Genomic DNA, 15,582 nt, shown 5'->3' on the forward strand with positions numbered 1-15,582 from the left:
TGGGAGCCGGCTTGCCGGCCGTGGGGGGCGCAGCGGCCCCCAGAAATTATTGGGCGTTTAACCGCCAACGGCGCTACACTCTGCACCCCGACCGATACGCCCAACACGAGGCCCTTGCATGCAGTATCGCGATCTACGCGACTTCATTCGTGGCCTGGAACAGCGCGGTGAACTCAAGCGCATCCAGGTTCCCATCTCCCCAGTTCTGGAAATGACCGAAGTCTGCGACCGCACGCTGCGCGCCAAGGGTCCGGCCTTGCTCTTCGAAAAACCCACCGGCTTCGACTTGCCGGTGCTGGGCAACCTGTTCGGCACCCCCGAGCGCGTGGCCATGGGTATGGGGGCCGAGTCGACCGAAGAACTGCGCGAGATCGGCAAGCTGCTGGCGTTTCTCAAGGAGCCCGAGCCGCCGAAGGGCCTGAAGGATGCCTGGTCGAAGCTGCCGATCTTCAAGAAGGTCGTGTCCATGGCGCCGAAGGTGGTCAAGGACGCGGTGTGCCAGGAAATCGTGGTCGAAGGCGATGATGTCGACCTCGGCCAGCTGCCGATCCAGCACTGCTGGCCGGGCGATGTTGCGCCACTGATCACCTGGGGCCTGACCGTGACTCGCGGGCCGAACAAGGACCGCCAGAACCTGGGTATCTATCGCCAGCAGGTGATTGGCCGCAACAAGGTGATCATGCGCTGGCTGAGCCACCGCGGCGGGGCGCTGGACTACCGCGAATGGTGCGAGAAGCATCCTGGCCAGCCGTTCCCGGTAGCCGTGGCGTTGGGCGCGGACCCGGCGACCATCCTCGGTGCCGTGACCCCGGTCCCGGACACGCTTTCCGAGTACGCCTTCGCTGGCCTGTTGCGTGGCAACCGCACCGAACTGGTCAAGTGCCGTGGCAACGACCTGCAGGTACCGGCCACCGCCGAGATCATCCTCGAAGGCGTGATCCACCCCGGCGAGATGGCCCCGGAAGGCCCGTACGGCGACCACACCGGCTACTACAACGAAGTGGACAGCTTCCCGGTGTTCACCGTCGAGCGCATCACCCACCGGCAAAAGCCGATCTACCACAGCACCTACACCGGCAGGCCGCCGGATGAGCCGGCGATCCTTGGCGTGGCGCTGAACGAAGTGTTCGTGCCGATCCTGCAGAAGCAGTTCCCCGAGATCACCGACTTCTACCTGCCGCCGGAAGGCTGCTCGTACCGCATGGCGGTGGTGACCATGAAGAAGCAGTACCCTGGCCATGCCAAGCGCGTGATGCTGGGTGTGTGGTCGTTCCTGCGACAGTTCATGTACACCAAGTTCGTTATCGTCACCGACGACGATATCAACGCTCGCGACTGGAACGATGTGATCTGGGCCATCACCACGCGCATGGACCCCAAGCGTGATACGGTGATGATCGACAACACCCCGATCGACTACCTCGACTTCGCGTCGCCGGTATCGGGGCTGGGGTCGAAGATGGGCCTGGACGCCACGCACAAATGGCCGGGCGAGACTACACGCGAATGGGGCCGGGTCATCGTCAAGGACGAGGCCGTCACCCGCCGTATCGATGAGCTGTGGGACCAGTTGGGAATAGATTGATGCAGGTAACCTTGCAGCCTTCCGGGGCGGTACTGGCGGTCGAACCGGGTGAAAGGATTCTGGATGCGGCACGGCGCCTGGGCTATGACTGCCCGAACAGCTGCCGCAACGGCAACTGCCATGTGTGTGCCGCGCTGCTGGTGGAAGGCAGTGTTCGCCAGGAAGGCCAAGTGCGCGATCACGGTGAGCTGTTCACCTGCATCGCCGAGCCGCTGGAGGACTGTGTGTTGCTGTGGGATGGTGTGCTGGCCTTGGGCGAGCTGCCGCTGCGCAAGCTGGCCTGTACCGTGAGCGAGTGCGTCGAGATCGGTGGCGATGTCTGGCGCGTGCGCCTGCGCGCGCCGGCCGGCAAGCCGCCCCGCTACCACGCCGGGCAATACCTGATGATCGAGCGTGAGGGCATGGACAAGGCAGCTTTTTCGCTCGCTTCGGCGCCCCACGGTGGGCGTGAGCTGGAGCTACATGTGCTGGCCCGCGAAAGCAGTGCCGTGCAGTTGATCCAGCAGTTGCAGCGCAATGGCCTGGCCCGCATCGAACTGCCATTTGGTGATGCGCACCTGGCAGAGTTGCCTGACGGCCCGCTGGTACTGATCGCCGCCGGTACCGGTATGGGGCAGATGCACAGCCTGATCGAGCACTGCCGGGCGCAGGGCTTCAAGCACCCGGTGCACTTGTACTGGGGTGTGCGCCGACCTGAAGACTTCTACCAGATCGAGCACTGGGCCGAGTGGGAGCGCCTGCCGAACCTGTTCCTGCACAAGGTGGTCAGCGATCTGTGCGGTTGGGAAGGGCGGTGTGGCCTGCTCCACGAAGCAGTATGCGAGGACATTGGCGACCTCAACCAGGTGCATGTCTATGCCAGTGGCTCGCCGAACATGGTCTACGCCACCCTCGATGCATTGGTCGAGGCAGGCATGGATGCCCACCGCATGCGGGCTGACGTGTTCGCCTACGCGCCACGCGGGTGAAGTAACCCGGCACGCTGCAAGGGCGTGTCGGGTTTAATAACCAAGTGTTTTCCTGTTGATTATATGGCGGAGATTGTTACCGGTGCGGGTAATAAGTTTCGCTATACTCGGACTATTAGTTTCCGTTCAGCGGATGCTTTAATGAAATCCTGTTTTCGGGGTTGAGTGCAAAGTGCGTTCTGCCTTACGTTAGGTGCCAGGTAAATCGCCGGGCAAACCCGTTCCCACGCGATCCTGGTAGGCCTTTGTGGAAGCGGGCTTGCCCCGCGATAGCATCCGAACAGGCACGGCAATACCTGCACTTTGGTAGTTCTCAGGAATTAATGGCGGCAGCTCATGTCGACGCTTGAAAGTTCATCCTGGCAAATAGCCTATCCGCCGTCACTCGACTTCGGGCAGCAGTTGACCCGTGAACAACTGCAGCGTTCGATGCAGGAAACCATGTCCCAGCACGAAGGCGGCCCGGTCTGGCTTTTTGCCTACGGTTCGCTGATCTGGCGCCCCGAATGCAACTCGGTCGAGCGCCAGCGGGCGCGGGTGCATGGTTACCACCGCGGCCTTTACCTGTGGTCCCACGAACACCGTGGCACTCCGGAGTGCCCGGGCCTGGTGTTCGGCCTGGACCGTGGCGGCTCCTGCAGCGGTTTTGCCTTCCGTCTGGACGAAACCAACCTCCATGACTCGCTGATGGCACTGTGGCAACGTGAGATGCCGTTCCCGGCCTACCGTCCGCATTGGCTGAGTTGCCGCCTGAACGATGGCAGCAAGGTGCAGGCGCTGGGCTTCGTGCTGGAGCGGCACCTGCCGTGCTATGCGGGCAACCTGCCGGACACCCTGCTCAGCCAGATCCTCGCCAGCGCCAAGGGGCGCTATGGCACCACGCGCGATTACGTGGAGCAGACCCTCAACGCCCTGCGCAGCCACCAGATGCCCGATCGCAACCTGGAAGCGCGCTTCAGGCGTTGTCACAACCTGCGCGAGGTGTGAGCCCCGCGCATCGGGCTCATTCCTGGCCGGCGGCGGTGCCGAGGAACTTGCGCAGGAACTGGCGTGTGCGCTCTTCCTTCGGGTTGGCGAACAGCGCCTTGGCCTCGCCCTGCTCGACGATCACGCCCTTGTCGAAGAAGATCACCCGGTTGGCGACATCGCGGGCGAAGCTCATCTCGTGGGTGACGATGATCATGGTGCGCTTTTCCTCGGCCAGGCCGCGGATGGTTTCCAGCACTTCGCCAACCAGTTCGGGGTCGAGCGCCGAAGTGGGCTCGTCGAACAGGATCACCTCCGGCTCCATGGCCAGGGCCCGGGCGATGGCCACCCGTTGCTGCTGGCCACCGGACAGGCGCCTGGGGTAGGCGCCCTCCTTGCCTGCCAGGCCGACCTTGGCCAGAAGGCGCTTGGCCAGCTCGATGGCCTTGTCGCGGGGCGTCTTCTTGACGATCACCGGCCCTTCGATGACGTTCTCCAGGGCGGTGCGATGAGGGAACAGGTTGAAGTTCTGGAACACGAACCCGGCCTGTTGGCGCAGGCGGCGGATCGCACCCTGTTGGCCGCCAAGCGGGCGGTTGGCGTCGATGCTGATATCGCCGATCTGGATGCGCCCGGCATCGGGGGTTTCCAGCAGGTTCAGGCAGCGCAGGAAGGTGGTCTTGCCCGAGCCGCTGGGGCCGATGATGGCCACCACTTCGCCGGGCTGCACGCTCAGGTCGATGCCGTTGAGCACGGTCTGGCCCTTGAACTGCTTGGTCAGGCCTTCTACTACGATCATCTCAGTGCTCCTGGTCGTGCTGGTTGACCCGCGCTTCCATGCGGTTCTGGAAGTGCGCCAGGATGCTGCAGAGGATCCAGTAGACCACCGCGACAGCCAGGTACATGGTGAAGACCTCGAAGGTCCGTGCGGTGATCAGCTGCGCCTGGCGGAACAGCTCGGGCACCTGGATGGTCGCCGCCAGGGCGGTGTCCTTGACCAGCGAGATGAAGCTGTTGCCCAGCGGTGGCAGGGCAGTGCGCAGGGCTTGCGGCAGGATCGCCCGGCGCATGGCCTGGGTGCGGGTCATGCCGATGCTGGCGGCTGCTTCCCACTGGCCACGGTCGATCGAGGAGATTGCCGCGCGGAGAATCTCGCAGATATACGCCGCCATGTTCAGCGACAGACCAATCAGCGAGGCCGGGATCGGGTCGAGCTCGATGCCGATCTGCGGCAGGCCGAAGTAGATCACGAACAGCTGCACCAGCAGCGGCGTGCCACGGAAGAACGACACGTAGATGCGCGCCAGCCAATCCAGCGGCAGGATCTTCGACAGGCGCATCAGCGCCAGGGCAAAGCCCAGCACCAGGCCAAAGAACATGCCGCCGACGCTGAGTAGCACGGTATAACCCGCGCCCTTCAACAGGAAGGGCGCGGAATCGACAACGAGTTGCAGGGCTTCAGCGATCATTTGGTGACATCGGCACCGAAGTATTTCTCGGACAGCTTGGCCAGCGAGCCGTCGGCCTTGAGCTTGTCGATGGCCTTGTTCAGCGCTGCCAGCAGCTCAGGCTCGCCTTTGCGCAGGGCCACACCGCTTTCCAGGCGCGAGAAGGCGGCGCCGGCCAGCTCGGTATCCTTGGCTTTCTGGGCATATTCCAGGGCGGCCAGGCGGTCGATCAGGATGGCGTCGATGCGGCCGTTGCGCAGGTCGGCGAACTTGGTCGGATCGTCTTCATAGGTGCGCACGTCGGCTTGCGGGACGTCCTTCTTCACCCATTGCTCGTAGTTGGTGCCCAGGCCCACGCCCACTTTCTTGTTGGCCAGGTCCTGGGCGGTCTTGATGTTCAGTTGCTCGGCCTTCTTCTTCAGGACCAGTGCCTGGATGCCGGAGATGGTGTAGGGCTCGGAGAAATCGTACTTCTTCTTGCGTTCCTCGGAGATGGTCACCTGGTTGATCACCACGTCGAGGCGCTTGGATTCCAGTGCGGCGAGGATGCCGTCCCACTTGGTCGGCTGGACCTTGGCCTTGACCCCCAGCTCCTTGGCCAGCAACTCGGACAGCTCGACCTCGAAGCCGGTCAGCTTGCCGTTTTCGTCCTGGAAGCTGAACGGTGGGTAGGTGCCTTCCAGGCCGACGTTGATCACGCCTTTTTCCTGGATGGTCTTCAACTGTTCGCCGGCAAAGGCCTGGCCGAGCAGGCCGGCGCCGAGCAGGAGCGCCAGGCTGGCGTTGAGAAGGGGTTTGGCGAATTTGGTCATGGCATGCCCCGCGCTTGTTGTGGAAGTAGTGAGGTGGCGACTATAGAGGTGGGCTTCATAGGCCGGGAAATAATAAAAAATCAGGTTGTTATTCCAAAGCTGCAAATTGCAGCGGCTTATACCCGACTTAGCTCAGGATGGAATAAAGCGTTGTTTTTTCCAAGAGGCAGATTTGACGTATCGTGTTTTGCACCTCCTTGTAGGAGCGTATGCAAATAGAGAAAGCCGCCTGGCAGGAGAAACACCGTGAGCGAACAACCATCAACCGGGCACTGGCAACTGCAGGGTATCGTCAGTGGCCTGCGCAACGCCCGCGAGCAGTGGCGCAGCAGCAATGGCCGCAGCAGCGGCGAGCAGGGCGGGCGCGAACTGCCGTCGCGCGAGGCGCTGCGGCAGATTCTCGAACAGCTGTGCGGCGCGCTGTTCCCCATGCGCCTGGGGCCGGTGGACCTGCGCGAGGAAAGCGAGGACTTTTATGTAGGCCACACCCTCGACGCCGCCCTCACCGCGCTGCTGGCCCAGGCCCGTCTGGAACTGCGCTACGCGGCGCGCCATGGCAAGACCGATGTGGTCGATGTCGATACCCACGCCCTGCGCCTGATCCAGGATTTCGCCGCGGCCCTGCCGGCGCTGCGCGTGCTGCTGGACACAGACGTACTCGCCGCCTTCCACGGCGACCCGGCGGCGCGCAGCGTCGACGAGGTGCTGCTGTGCTACCCGGGCATCCTGGCGATCATCCACCACCGGCTGGCCCACCACCTCTATCGAGCCGGCCTGCCGCTGCTGGCGCGGATCAGTTCGGAGCTGGCGCACTCGGCCACCGGCATCGACATCCACCCCGGTGCGCAAATCGGCCCGAGCTTCTTCATCGACCACGGCACCGGCGTGGTGATCGGCGAGACCGCGATCATCGGTGAGCGGGTGCGCATCTACCAGGCGGTGACCCTGGGCGCCAAGCGCTTCCCCAGCGACGAGTCCGGCACCTTGCACAAGGGCCTGGCGCGGCACCCGATCGTCGAGGACGACGTGGTGATCTACGCCGGCGCGACCATCCTCGGGCGGATCACCATCGGCAAGGGTTCGACCATTGGCGGCAATGTCTGGCTGACCCGCAGCGTGCCGGCTGACAGCAACATTACCCAGGCGAACCTGCAACTGGATTGCGAGGGCAAGAAAGCCCTCTAGCTCAAGGCTTATGAGGCGTGGCGGCGGGACTTCCCGCCTCCACCTCGATCACGTCCTGGAGCGGCATCGGGTCGCATTGAAATCCAATCCATGTTTAACTTGAACGCTTGTTCAACGAAAAACGCTGGTCCATTGCCGGTGTTCAAAAGGAGGAATCGCCTTTGCTGAACCCGTTCAATCCGAACCTCACGTCCCGTGACGAGGTGCCCGTTCAATGAGTGCACCGACCCCCGACCTTGCCAACGGCAAGATCCGCATGAACCCCCCCGTGTTCTATTTCGCGGCAAGCTTCATCCTCATTTTCGGCCTGATCGTCATCGCCCAGCCCCAGGCTGCCGGCGAGTGGTTGCTGGCCGCGCAGAACTGGGCGGCCAACACGGTCGGCTGGTACTACATGCTGGCCATGACCCTGTACCTGGTCTTCGTGGTGGTCACTGCCTTGTCGGGCTACGGCAAGATCAAGCTCGGCGCCGACCACGACGAACCCGAGTTCAGCTACCTGTCCTGGGCCGGCATGCTGTTCGCCGCCGGTATCAGCATCACGCTGTTCTTCTTCTGCGTCTCCGAACCGCTGACCCACATGCTCCAGCCGCCGCAGGGCGAGGCGGGCACGGCCGAGGCCGGGCGCCAGGCGATGCAGATCCTGTTCCTGCACTGGGGCCTGCATGGCTGGGGTGTGTTCGCCTTCGTCGGCATGGCGCTCGCCTACTTCGCCTACCGCCACAACCTGCCACTGGCCCTGCGCTCGGCGCTATACCCGCTGATCGGCAAGCGCATCAACGGGCCGATCGGCTACGCGGTGGATGGCTTCGGCATCATCGCCACGGTGTTCGGCCTGGGCGCCGACATGGGCTTCGGCGTACTGCACCTGAACGCAGGCCTGGACTACCTGTTCGGCATCAGCCACAGCCAATGGGTGCAGGTGATCCTCATCACCCTGATGATGGGCGCGGCGGTGGCCGTGGCGGTCGCCGGGGTGGAGAAGGGCGTGCGGGTGATGAGCGACATCAACCTGTTCCTGGCCTGTGCGCTGCTGCTGTTCGTGCTGTTCGCCGGGCCCACCCAGCACCTGTTCAACACCCTGATCCAGAACCTCGGTGACTACCTTGGCGCCCTGCCGCGCAAGAGCTTCGATGTGTACGCCTACGGCGAGCAGCGCGACTGGCTGGGCGGCTGGACGGTGTTCTACTGGGCCTGGTGGATTGCCTGGGCGCCGTTCGTGGGGTTGTTCATCGCCCGTATCTCGCGGGGCCGGACCATTCGCGAGTTCGTCTTCGGCGTGCTGCTGATTCCCCTGGGCTTCACCCTGGCGTGGATGTCGATCTTCGGCAACAGCGCCCTCGACCAGGTGATCAACCACGGCATGACCGCGCTCGGCCAGTCAGCTCTCGACAACCCGTCGATGAGCCTGTACCTGCTGCTGGAAACCTACCCGTGGAGCAAGACGGTGATCGCCGTGACGGTGTTCATCAGTTTCGTGTTCTTCGTCACTTCTGCCGACTCCGGCACCGTGGTGCTGTCGACGCTGTCGGCCAAGGGCGGCGGCGCCGACGAGGACGGCCCGAACTGGCTGCGGATCTTCTGGGGCGCAATGACCGCGCTGATTACCAGCAGCCTGCTGTTCGCCGGCAGCATCGACTCGCTGAAGTCGGCGGTGGTGCTGACCTCGTTGCCGTTCTCGCTGATCCTGCTGTGCATGATGTGGGGGCTGCACAAGGCCTTCTACCTGGAAAGCCAGCGGCAGATCGCGCAGATGCATTCGCTGGCGCCGTTCGCCCAATCCCGGCGCGGGCGTGGCGGCTGGCGCCAACGCCTGAGCCAGGCGGTGCACTTCCCGTCTCGGGACGAGGTGTATCGCTTCATGGACGACGTGGTGCGCCCGGCCATCGCCGAAGTGCGCGAGGTGTTCGAGCAGAAGGGCCTGGTGTTGATCACCCAGGACGACCCGAGCCATGACAACGTCAGCCTGAAGATCGGCCATGGCGAGGAGCAGCCGTTCATCTACCAGGTGCAGATGCGCGGCTACTTCACGCCATCGTTCGCCTTGGGCGGGCTGGGCACCCAGGACTTGAAGAACCGCCGCTACTACCGTGCGGAGGTGCATCTGTCCGAGGGCAGCCAGAACTACGACCTGGTGGGCTACAGCAAGGAACAGATCATCAACGACATCCTCGACCAGTACGAGCGGCACATGCAGTACCTGCACCTGGTCAGGTAGAACGCTGGGGACGCTCCCACAGGGTTGTGGCAAAACCTGTGGGAGCTGGCTTGTCAGCGAAAGGAGGCCAACGGCCTCCCCGGATCTTTCAGAACGGTGCATCCCCCAGGATGGTCGCCCGATGCATCACCCGCCGGCTGGGGCGGTAGTCATCCACCGCAAAGTGCTGCGTCACGCGGTTGTCCCAGAACGCCACGTCATTTTCCTGCCAACGCCAGCGAATGCTGAACTCTGGTCGCGTCGCATGGGCGAACAGCAGCTTGAGCAGCGCCTCGCTCTCCAGTTCGTTCAGTTCGTTGATCCTCGTGGTGAACCCTTCATTGACGAACAACGCCTTGCGTCCGCTGACCGGATGGGTGCGCACCACCGGATGCGACAGCGGCGGGTTGTTGCGCCGGGTCGCCTCCCAGCGTGCCAGGTCCTCGGGCGTGGTGCCGAAGCGCTCCAGCGGGAACGACTTGGTGAAGTCGTGGGTGGCGGTCAGGCCGTCGAGCATCTCGCGCAGTGGCGCCGACAGCGCCTCGAACGCAGCTATGCCGCTGGCCCACAGGGTATCGCCACCATAGGACGGCAGCTGCTTGGCACTGAGCACCGCGCCCAGCGCCGGGGTCGGCAGGAAAGTCACGTCAGTGTGCCACACGGCGTTGTCGCGCACGTCGGTGACTGCGGTGTCGAGGATCAACACCTGCGGTGTCTCCGGCACATTGGGGTAGATCGGGTGGATATGCAGGTCGCCGAAGCGGGCGGCGAAGCGCGCCTGCTGCTCGGGGGAGATCGGTTGGTCGCGGAAGAACAGCACCTGGTGCTCGAGCAGCGCCTGCTCGATGGCGTCACGCTGTTCGGCAGTGATGTCGCGGCTGATGTCCACGCCGCTGATCTGCGCGCCCAGTGCCGGGCTCAAGGGGGTAACGGTCAGGCTCATGTCGTTTCTCGTTCCAGGTGCCGGGTTGCCGGCGTGGTCATTCAGGGTCAATGGCTCTGGCCGTGCCAGGGCACCAGCTTGCGCTGCAGGGCGCGCAGGCCCATCTCCAGGGCGAAGGCGATCAGGGCGATCAGCAGGATCCCCAGCACCACTACATCGGTGACCAGGAACTGCGCCGCCGACTGCACCATGAAGCCCAGGCCACTGGTGGCTGCGATCAGCTCGGCAGCGACCAGGGTCGACCAGCCCACACCGAGGCCGATGCGGATGCCGGTGAGGATGTCGGGCAGGGCGCTGGGCAGGATCACATGGCGGATCAGTTGGATTTTGCTGGCGCCCAGCGACTGCGCGGCGCGTAGTTTGGCGGGGTCGACGGTGCGCACGCCGGTGGCGGTGGCGATGGCGATCGGGGCGAAGATGGCCAGGTAGATCAGCAGCACCTTCGACAGCTCGCCAATGCCGCACCAGATGACGATCAGTGGCAGGTAGGCCAGCGGCGGAATCGGCCGGTAGAATTCGATCAGCGGATCGAGGATGCCGCGGGCCACGCGGTTGTAGCCGATGGCGATGCCCACCGGGATGGCGGTCAGGGTGGCGAACAGCAGCGCCAGGCCGATGCGCCCCAGGCTGGCGCCCAGGTGCTGCCACAGGCTGGCGTCCATGTAGCCCTGGGTGAGCAGCGTCCAGCCCTTGGCCAGGATATCGGCGGGCGAGGGCAGGAACAGCGGCTCGATCCAGCCGGCGGCGGTAACCAGCCACCACACCAACAGCAGCGATGCCAGGGTGAGGGCGCTGATCCAGCGGGTCGGCAAGGGCTTGCGGGTTTTCACGACAGGTGGCGTCCGGGGGGGCTGCTTGGCGGCGGCCGGCAATTCGATGCTGCTCATGCGGACTCCTGGCGTTGCGAGAACACCCGCGCCAGCACGTGCTCGCGGGTTTCGATGAAGCGTGGATCGGATTTGATCGCCCGGGCCGACTCGCCAGCGGCGTAGCGCTGGCCGAAGTCCAGTTGCAGGCGCTCGACCACCCGCCCCGGATTGGGCGCCAGGAGCACCAGCTCGGTGGCGAGGAACACCGCTTCTTCAATGTCGTGGGTGATCAGGAACACTGGCTTGGCGGTGCGCTGCCAGACCTGCAGCAGCAGCTCCTGCATCTGTTCGCGGGTAAAGGCATCGAGGGCGCCGAACGGTTCATCCATCAACAGCACCCGTGGGTCGGCGGCCAGCGCCCGGGCCAGACCGACACGTTGTTTCTGCCCGCCGGACAATTGCCATACACGCCGCTCGCCGAAGCCGGCCAGGTCGACCAGTGTGAGCATCTCGCGCGCCTTGGCTTCACGCTGCGCACGCGGCACGCCGGCCAGCTCCAGGCCGAAGGCGACGTTGCCGAGCACGTCCTGCCAGGGCAGCAGCGCATCGTCCTGGAACACCACGCCGCGCTCGGCGCCCGGGCCTTGCACCGGTGCGCCATCGAGGGTGATGCGCCCGCCGCTGGGAGCGACGAAGCCGGCGATCAGGTTGAGCAGCGAGGTCTTGCCGCTGCCGGAAGGCCCGAGGGCCACCAGCAGCTGGCGCGGGCCCAGGCTCAGATTGATGTCGGCCAGCACCGGGGTGGTGGCGCCGGGGTACTGTGCGCTGATGCGCTCCAGCTCGAGCAAGGCCATGACGGGCTCCGGATCAGTTGGGCAGGTACTGGGCGCTGACGTAGGGCGCGTAGTCCGGCAGCACGGCATCAACCTTGCCCTGCTGCTTGAGGAAGGTGGCGGTGTCGGTCAGCGCCTGGGTGGTCGGTGCGCCAAGGGCACTGGCCTGGTCGGCGGCCAGTGGGTAGACGTTGCCCTGCAGCAGTACCGGAATATCGGCGGGCTTGGCACCGGACAACTTGACCAGTTTGGCGACGTTGTCCTTGTCGGCCAGCCAGGCTTTCGGGTCCTTGCGGTAGTTGGCGTAGGCGTCGAGGGTGACCTTGGCGAACGACTTGACGATCTCCGGGTGCTTGGCGGCGAAGTCCTTGCGCACGATCCAGGCGTCGAAGGTCGGCGCGCCTTTCTCGGCCAGCTCGCCGGAGGTGATCAGCACCTTGCCGTTCTCCTTGGCCACGCCCAGGGCCGGGTCCCAGACGTAGGTGGCGTCGATGTCGCCGCGTTTCCAGGCGGCGATGATCGCCGGTGGCGCGAGGTTGAGGATCTGCACTTTCGACGGGTCGATGTTCCAGCTCTTCAGCGCGGCCAACAGGCTGTAGTGGCCGGTGGAAACGAACGGCACGGCGACTTTCTTGCCCACCAGATCCTGCGGGGTCTTGATGCTGTCGCGGGCGACCAGGGCCTCGCCGGCGCCGATCTGGGTGGCGATCAGGAAGGTTTCCACAGGCAATTTGCGGGTGGCGGCGGCGGCCAGCGGGCTGGAGCCGAGGTAGCCGATCTGCACGTCGCCCGAGGCGACGGCGGTGATCACATCGGCGCCGTTGTCGAACTTGCGCCAGTCGATGCTGGCCTTGCTGTCCTTTTCATAGGTGCCATCGACCTGGGCCACCTTGGCCGGGTCGACGGTGGTCTGGTAGGCGACGGTCAGGTCGGCGGCCTGGGCCAGCCAGCTGGCACTGGCGAGGGTCAGGGCGGCGAACAGGCGCAGCGGAGCATGCGGGATCATGGTTGAACCTCTCGTCAGGCATTCGGGATAGATGGCGAGAAGACTAGATGATCTAAGAAACATGAAATAAATAACTTTTTAGAATTAGCTTAAAAGCCAATCGCTCTGACCTCCGTCCGTGTGGGGCGGCGGTGCCAGTGGCGGAATCCCCCAAGCTAGCTACGCTTGATCGGTTCCGACGGGAGGCCGTTGGTCGCCACCCTTGCAAACGTTTGCACATAACCTAAAGGTATGATTGACGGCGTCGATACAACGATTCGTAGGAATGGTTCCGATGTTATTCCGTAAAAATCTTACAGATTCATAAAACGGTCATTTTGGATTTATAGGATTGTCATTATCCTGTAGCGCAGGTCGGCGGGTTAGACCAAAGTCGCGAATCGATCGTTAGTGATTGACTAGGCGGTCACGCTTTGGTGCTAAATCGCCAATCCGGGTGAGTGGGGCAGCAGACTCCGCCGCTTGAGACGCACAAAAATTAGAACGTAGAGGAGCAAAACATGTACAAGTCCAGCCTGGCTCTGGCCGTGGCACTGGGGGTTCTCGCCCAACAAGCAGGCGCTGCAGGTTTCGTCGAGGACAGCAAGCTGTCCCTGAGCTCGCGCACCATGTACTTCGACAACAACAACCGTGAAGCGCACGCCACTCCGGCGACCGCGACTCGCCCGGCCGGCAAGCGTCCGGATCAGCGTGAAACCGGTCAAGGTTTCAAACTGGACTACATTTCCGGTTTCACTGAAGGCACCGTAGGCTTCGGTGTCGATGCCCAAGCTGTATGGGGTATCCACTTGGATGGTGGCAAGGGCTACCACAAGACCGGCTTCCTCCCAGACGACAGCAATGGCTCCTCGGTAAGCCAGTGGGCCCGTGTCGGCGCCAACGCCAAGGCTCGCTTCTCCAAGACCGAAGCACACTTCGGTAGCGCTCTCGCACCGATGCTGCCGATCCTTGTCTCCAACGACGGTCGACTGCTGCCGCAAACTTTCGAAGGTGCCACCATCACCTCGAAGGAAATCGACAACCTGACCATCAACGCCGGTCAGCTGACCCATGCGATGGGTCGTGCGTCGAGCAACCGTACCGGCCTGTCGGTCAACGGCGCGAGCGCTGACAGCAACAAGTTCCGCTACGGTGGCCTGGACTACAAGCTCACTCCAGACCTGACCCTGCAGTACTACTACTCGAACCTGGAAGACTTCTATAAGCAGAGCTTCCTGGGTGCCACCCACGTGTTCAAGATCGCTGACGATCAGTCGTTCAAGACCGACCTGCGCTACTTCGACAGCAGCAGCGACGGCAAGAACGGTCACGGCGGCGGCTACAACTTCAACAACAACGGTGGTTATGCCAAGGAAACCGGCAAGGTCGACAACAAGACCTGGTCCGCCATGTTCACCTATACCCTCGGTGGCCACGCGCTGATGCTCGGTCATCAGCAGGTCAACGATGATGGTGGTTTCGTCTGGCTGAACCAGGGTGGTGTCGTTGATGGTAACGGCCGTGCCGAAGGTGCTGGCGGCGCCAGCTTCTACCTGTTCACCGACAGCATGATCAACCAGTTCGCCAAGGCGGGTGAAAACACCACCTTCGGTCAGTACTCCTACGACTTCGCCCGTCTGGGCGTACCGGGCCTGAAGGCTTCGGTAGCTTACCTGCGTGGTCAGGATGGTCGTAACACCGATGGCCACGGTACCTTCAGCGAGTGGGAGCGCGACGCTCGCGTCGACTACGTTCTGCAGGAAGGCACGCTCAAGGGTCTGGGCTTCAGCCTGCGTCAGGGCGTTTATCGCGGCACCGGTTCGGGCGCTGCAAACGACCAGGACCAGACTCGCTTCATCGTCAACTACACTTACGCCTTCATGTAAGTCGTAGCTGCACAAAGAAAGCCTCGCCTAGTGCGAGGCTTTTTTGTGTCTGCGAATCCGTATGCAATCTGGTTATAAATAAATCGATATTTATTCTTTTTGTTTTTATACGGAAGCAGGCACATTGAACCCACAAGGCCAGACACAGCACAGGAGCCGCTTCCATGAGCCTCAAACTTGGCGATATCGCCCCCGATTTCGAACAGGATTCCAGCGTCGGCAAGATCCGTTTCCACGAATGGCTGGGCGACAGCTGGGGCGTGCTGTTCTCCCACCCGGCCGACTTCACCCCGGTGTGCACCACCGAACTGGGCCTGACCGCCAAGCTCAAGGATGACTTCGCCAGGCGCGGGGTCAAGGCCATCGCCCTGTCGGTGGACCCGGTGGACTCGCACCACAAGTGGATCGACGATATCAACGAGACCCAGAATACCGTGGTCAACTTCCCGATCATCGCCGATGCCGACCGCAAGGTGTCCGACCTGTACGACCTGATCCACCCCAACGCCAACGACACTCTGACCGTGCGCTCGCTGTTCGTCATCGACCCGAACAAGAAGGTGCGCCTGACCATTACCTATCCGGCCAGTACCGGGCGCAACTTCAACGAGATCCTGCGGGTGATCGACTCGCTGCAGCTGACCGACAACTACAAGGTCGCCACGCCGGGCAACTGGCAGGACGGCGATGAGGTAGTGATCGTGCCTTCGCTCAAGGACGAAGATGAAATCAAACGTCGTTTCCCGAAAGGGTATCGGGCGGTGAAACCCTATCTGCGGCTGACCCCGCAACCCAATCGTTGAAGCATTCCTCGTTGCATTGCTCTTAGCCAAGCAGGGATCTTCGGGCCGTTTCGACGGCCCTTTTTTATGGTTCTTCACGGAATCCCGGGAAAGACAGAAACAAGAACGCCGGTTTGATGGATGATGTTCGTGCGAGCAAACACATCTACAAACCGGCGTTCT

Annotated in this window: 14 protein-coding genes; 7 read left to right on the plus strand and 7 right to left on the minus strand. The window is 63.1% G+C overall.

Going from position 1 to position 15,582, the window contains the following annotated elements; genetic code table 11:
- The first annotated feature begins 118 nt into the window (after positions 1-118).
- The 3 genes from ubiD to ACVWY1_RS23130 all read left to right on the plus strand — a co-directional run bounded on the left by ubiD (position 119) and on the right by ACVWY1_RS23130 (position 3,540).
- Entirely contained in the window at positions 119-1,585 is a 1,467-nt protein-coding gene (gene ubiD, locus ACVWY1_RS23120) for a 4-hydroxy-3-polyprenylbenzoate decarboxylase (protein WP_277502461.1), read from the plus strand.
- Positions 1,585-2,553, plus strand: coding sequence for a CDP-6-deoxy-delta-3,4-glucoseen reductase (locus tag ACVWY1_RS23125; protein WP_102683474.1), 969 nt, complete (start codon positions 1,585-1,587; stop codon positions 2,551-2,553). The genes ubiD and ACVWY1_RS23125 overlap by 1 nt, the downstream gene beginning before the upstream one ends.
- A gap of 336 nt (positions 2,554-2,889) precedes the next feature.
- Complete coding sequence (locus ACVWY1_RS23130; protein ID WP_139667822.1) at positions 2,890-3,540, plus strand: gamma-glutamylcyclotransferase; 651 nt, start codon at positions 2,890-2,892, stop codon at positions 3,538-3,540.
- A gap of 16 nt (positions 3,541-3,556) precedes the next feature.
- Here the strand turns inward: ACVWY1_RS23130 and tcyN are convergent, their stop codons facing one another.
- The 3 genes from tcyN to tcyJ are packed head-to-tail and all read right to left on the minus strand — an operon-like array spanning position 3,557 to position 5,779.
- Complete coding sequence (gene tcyN / locus ACVWY1_RS23135; protein ID WP_277502462.1) at positions 3,557-4,318, minus strand: L-cystine ABC transporter ATP-binding protein TcyN; 762 nt, start codon at positions 4,316-4,318, stop codon at positions 3,557-3,559.
- A 1-nt stretch (position 4,319) separates the two neighbouring features.
- Positions 4,320-4,988 (minus strand): cystine ABC transporter permease, encoded by a 669-nt coding sequence (tcyL, locus tag ACVWY1_RS23140; RefSeq protein WP_198753721.1) that lies wholly within the window; start codon positions 4,986-4,988, stop codon positions 4,320-4,322.
- Positions 4,985-5,779: a cystine ABC transporter substrate-binding protein gene (tcyJ, locus tag ACVWY1_RS23145; RefSeq protein ID WP_198753722.1), complete on the minus strand. Its 795-nt coding sequence runs from the start codon at positions 5,777-5,779 to the stop codon at positions 4,985-4,987. The genes tcyL and tcyJ overlap by 4 nt, the downstream gene beginning before the upstream one ends.
- Before the next feature lie 246 nt (positions 5,780-6,025).
- On the opposite strand from tcyJ, the gene epsC reads away from it, so the two are divergent.
- Positions 6,026-6,964 carry a serine O-acetyltransferase EpsC gene (gene epsC / locus ACVWY1_RS23150; RefSeq protein WP_046857529.1) on the plus strand — a complete coding sequence of 313 codons (939 nt, stop codon included), beginning with the start codon at positions 6,026-6,028 and terminating at the stop codon, positions 6,962-6,964.
- 256 nt (positions 6,965-7,220) lie between these two features.
- Positions 7,221-9,182, plus strand: coding sequence for a choline transporter BetT (betT, locus tag ACVWY1_RS23155; protein WP_173862440.1), 1,962 nt, complete (start codon positions 7,221-7,223; stop codon positions 9,180-9,182).
- A gap of 88 nt (positions 9,183-9,270) precedes the next feature.
- Here betT and tauD read toward each other — a convergent pair whose 3' ends face one another.
- Genes tauD through tauA form a run of 4 tightly spaced genes read right to left on the minus strand, consistent with a single transcriptional unit; the run spans position 9,271 to position 12,752 of the window.
- Positions 9,271-10,104: a taurine dioxygenase gene (gene tauD / locus ACVWY1_RS23160; RefSeq protein ID WP_457378802.1), complete on the minus strand. Its 834-nt coding sequence runs from the start codon at positions 10,102-10,104 to the stop codon at positions 9,271-9,273.
- 47 nt (positions 10,105-10,151) lie between these two features.
- Entirely contained in the window at positions 10,152-10,991 is an 840-nt protein-coding gene (gene tauC / locus ACVWY1_RS23165) for a taurine ABC transporter permease TauC (protein ID WP_457378803.1), read from the minus strand.
- The gene (gene tauB, locus ACVWY1_RS23170) at positions 10,988-11,767 is read right to left on the minus strand and encodes a taurine ABC transporter ATP-binding subunit (protein WP_457378804.1); all 780 of its coding nucleotides are present in this window, start codon (positions 11,765-11,767) and stop codon (positions 10,988-10,990) included. Before tauB ends, tauC begins: the two co-directional genes overlap by 4 nt.
- A 13-nt stretch (positions 11,768-11,780) precedes the next feature.
- Positions 11,781-12,752, minus strand: coding sequence for a taurine ABC transporter substrate-binding protein (gene tauA, locus ACVWY1_RS23175; protein ID WP_277502465.1), 972 nt, complete (start codon positions 12,750-12,752; stop codon positions 11,781-11,783).
- Between the two features lie 500 nt (positions 12,753-13,252).
- On the opposite strand from tauA, the gene ACVWY1_RS23180 reads away from it, so the two are divergent.
- On the plus strand, positions 13,253-14,617 hold the full coding sequence (locus ACVWY1_RS23180) for an OprD family porin (RefSeq protein WP_277502466.1): 1,365 nt from the start codon (positions 13,253-13,255) through the stop codon (positions 14,615-14,617).
- Positions 14,618-14,781: 164 nt separating this feature from the next.
- Positions 14,782-15,420: a peroxiredoxin gene (locus ACVWY1_RS23185; RefSeq protein ID WP_457378805.1), complete on the plus strand. Its 639-nt coding sequence runs from the start codon at positions 14,782-14,784 to the stop codon at positions 15,418-15,420.
- Positions 15,421-15,582 lie beyond the last annotated feature (162 nt).

This window comes from Pseudomonas sp. TE6288 (assembly GCF_054062095.1).

Coding starts and splice junctions, on each gene's coding strand:
- tauC (WP_457378803.1), bottom strand. CDS start 10,991: ATGAGCAGCATCGAATTGCCGGCCGCCGCCAAGCAGCCCCCCCGGACG.
- ACVWY1_RS23185 (WP_457378805.1), top strand. CDS start 14,782: ATGAGCCTCAAACTTGGCGATATCGCCCCCGATTTCGAACAGGATTCC.
- tcyN (WP_277502462.1), bottom strand. CDS start 4,318: ATGATCGTAGTAGAAGGCCTGACCAAGCAGTTCAAGGGCCAGACCGTG.
- ubiD (WP_277502461.1), top strand. CDS start 119: ATGCAGTATCGCGATCTACGCGACTTCATTCGTGGCCTGGAACAGCGC.
- tauA (WP_277502465.1), bottom strand. CDS start 12,752: ATGATCCCGCATGCTCCGCTGCGCCTGTTCGCCGCCCTGACCCTCGCC.
- ACVWY1_RS23130 (WP_139667822.1), top strand. CDS start 2,890: ATGTCGACGCTTGAAAGTTCATCCTGGCAAATAGCCTATCCGCCGTCA.
- tauD (WP_457378802.1), bottom strand. CDS start 10,104: ATGAGCCTGACCGTTACCCCCTTGAGCCCGGCACTGGGCGCGCAGATC.
- tauB (WP_457378804.1), bottom strand. CDS start 11,767: ATGGCCTTGCTCGAGCTGGAGCGCATCAGCGCACAGTACCCCGGCGCC.
- tcyL (WP_198753721.1), bottom strand. CDS start 4,988: ATGATCGCTGAAGCCCTGCAACTCGTTGTCGATTCCGCGCCCTTCCTG.
- tcyJ (WP_198753722.1), bottom strand. CDS start 5,779: ATGACCAAATTCGCCAAACCCCTTCTCAACGCCAGCCTGGCGCTCCTG.
- ACVWY1_RS23180 (WP_277502466.1), top strand. CDS start 13,253: ATGTACAAGTCCAGCCTGGCTCTGGCCGTGGCACTGGGGGTTCTCGCC.
- betT (WP_173862440.1), top strand. CDS start 7,221: ATGAACCCCCCCGTGTTCTATTTCGCGGCAAGCTTCATCCTCATTTTC.
- ACVWY1_RS23125 (WP_102683474.1), top strand. CDS start 1,585: ATGCAGGTAACCTTGCAGCCTTCCGGGGCGGTACTGGCGGTCGAACCG.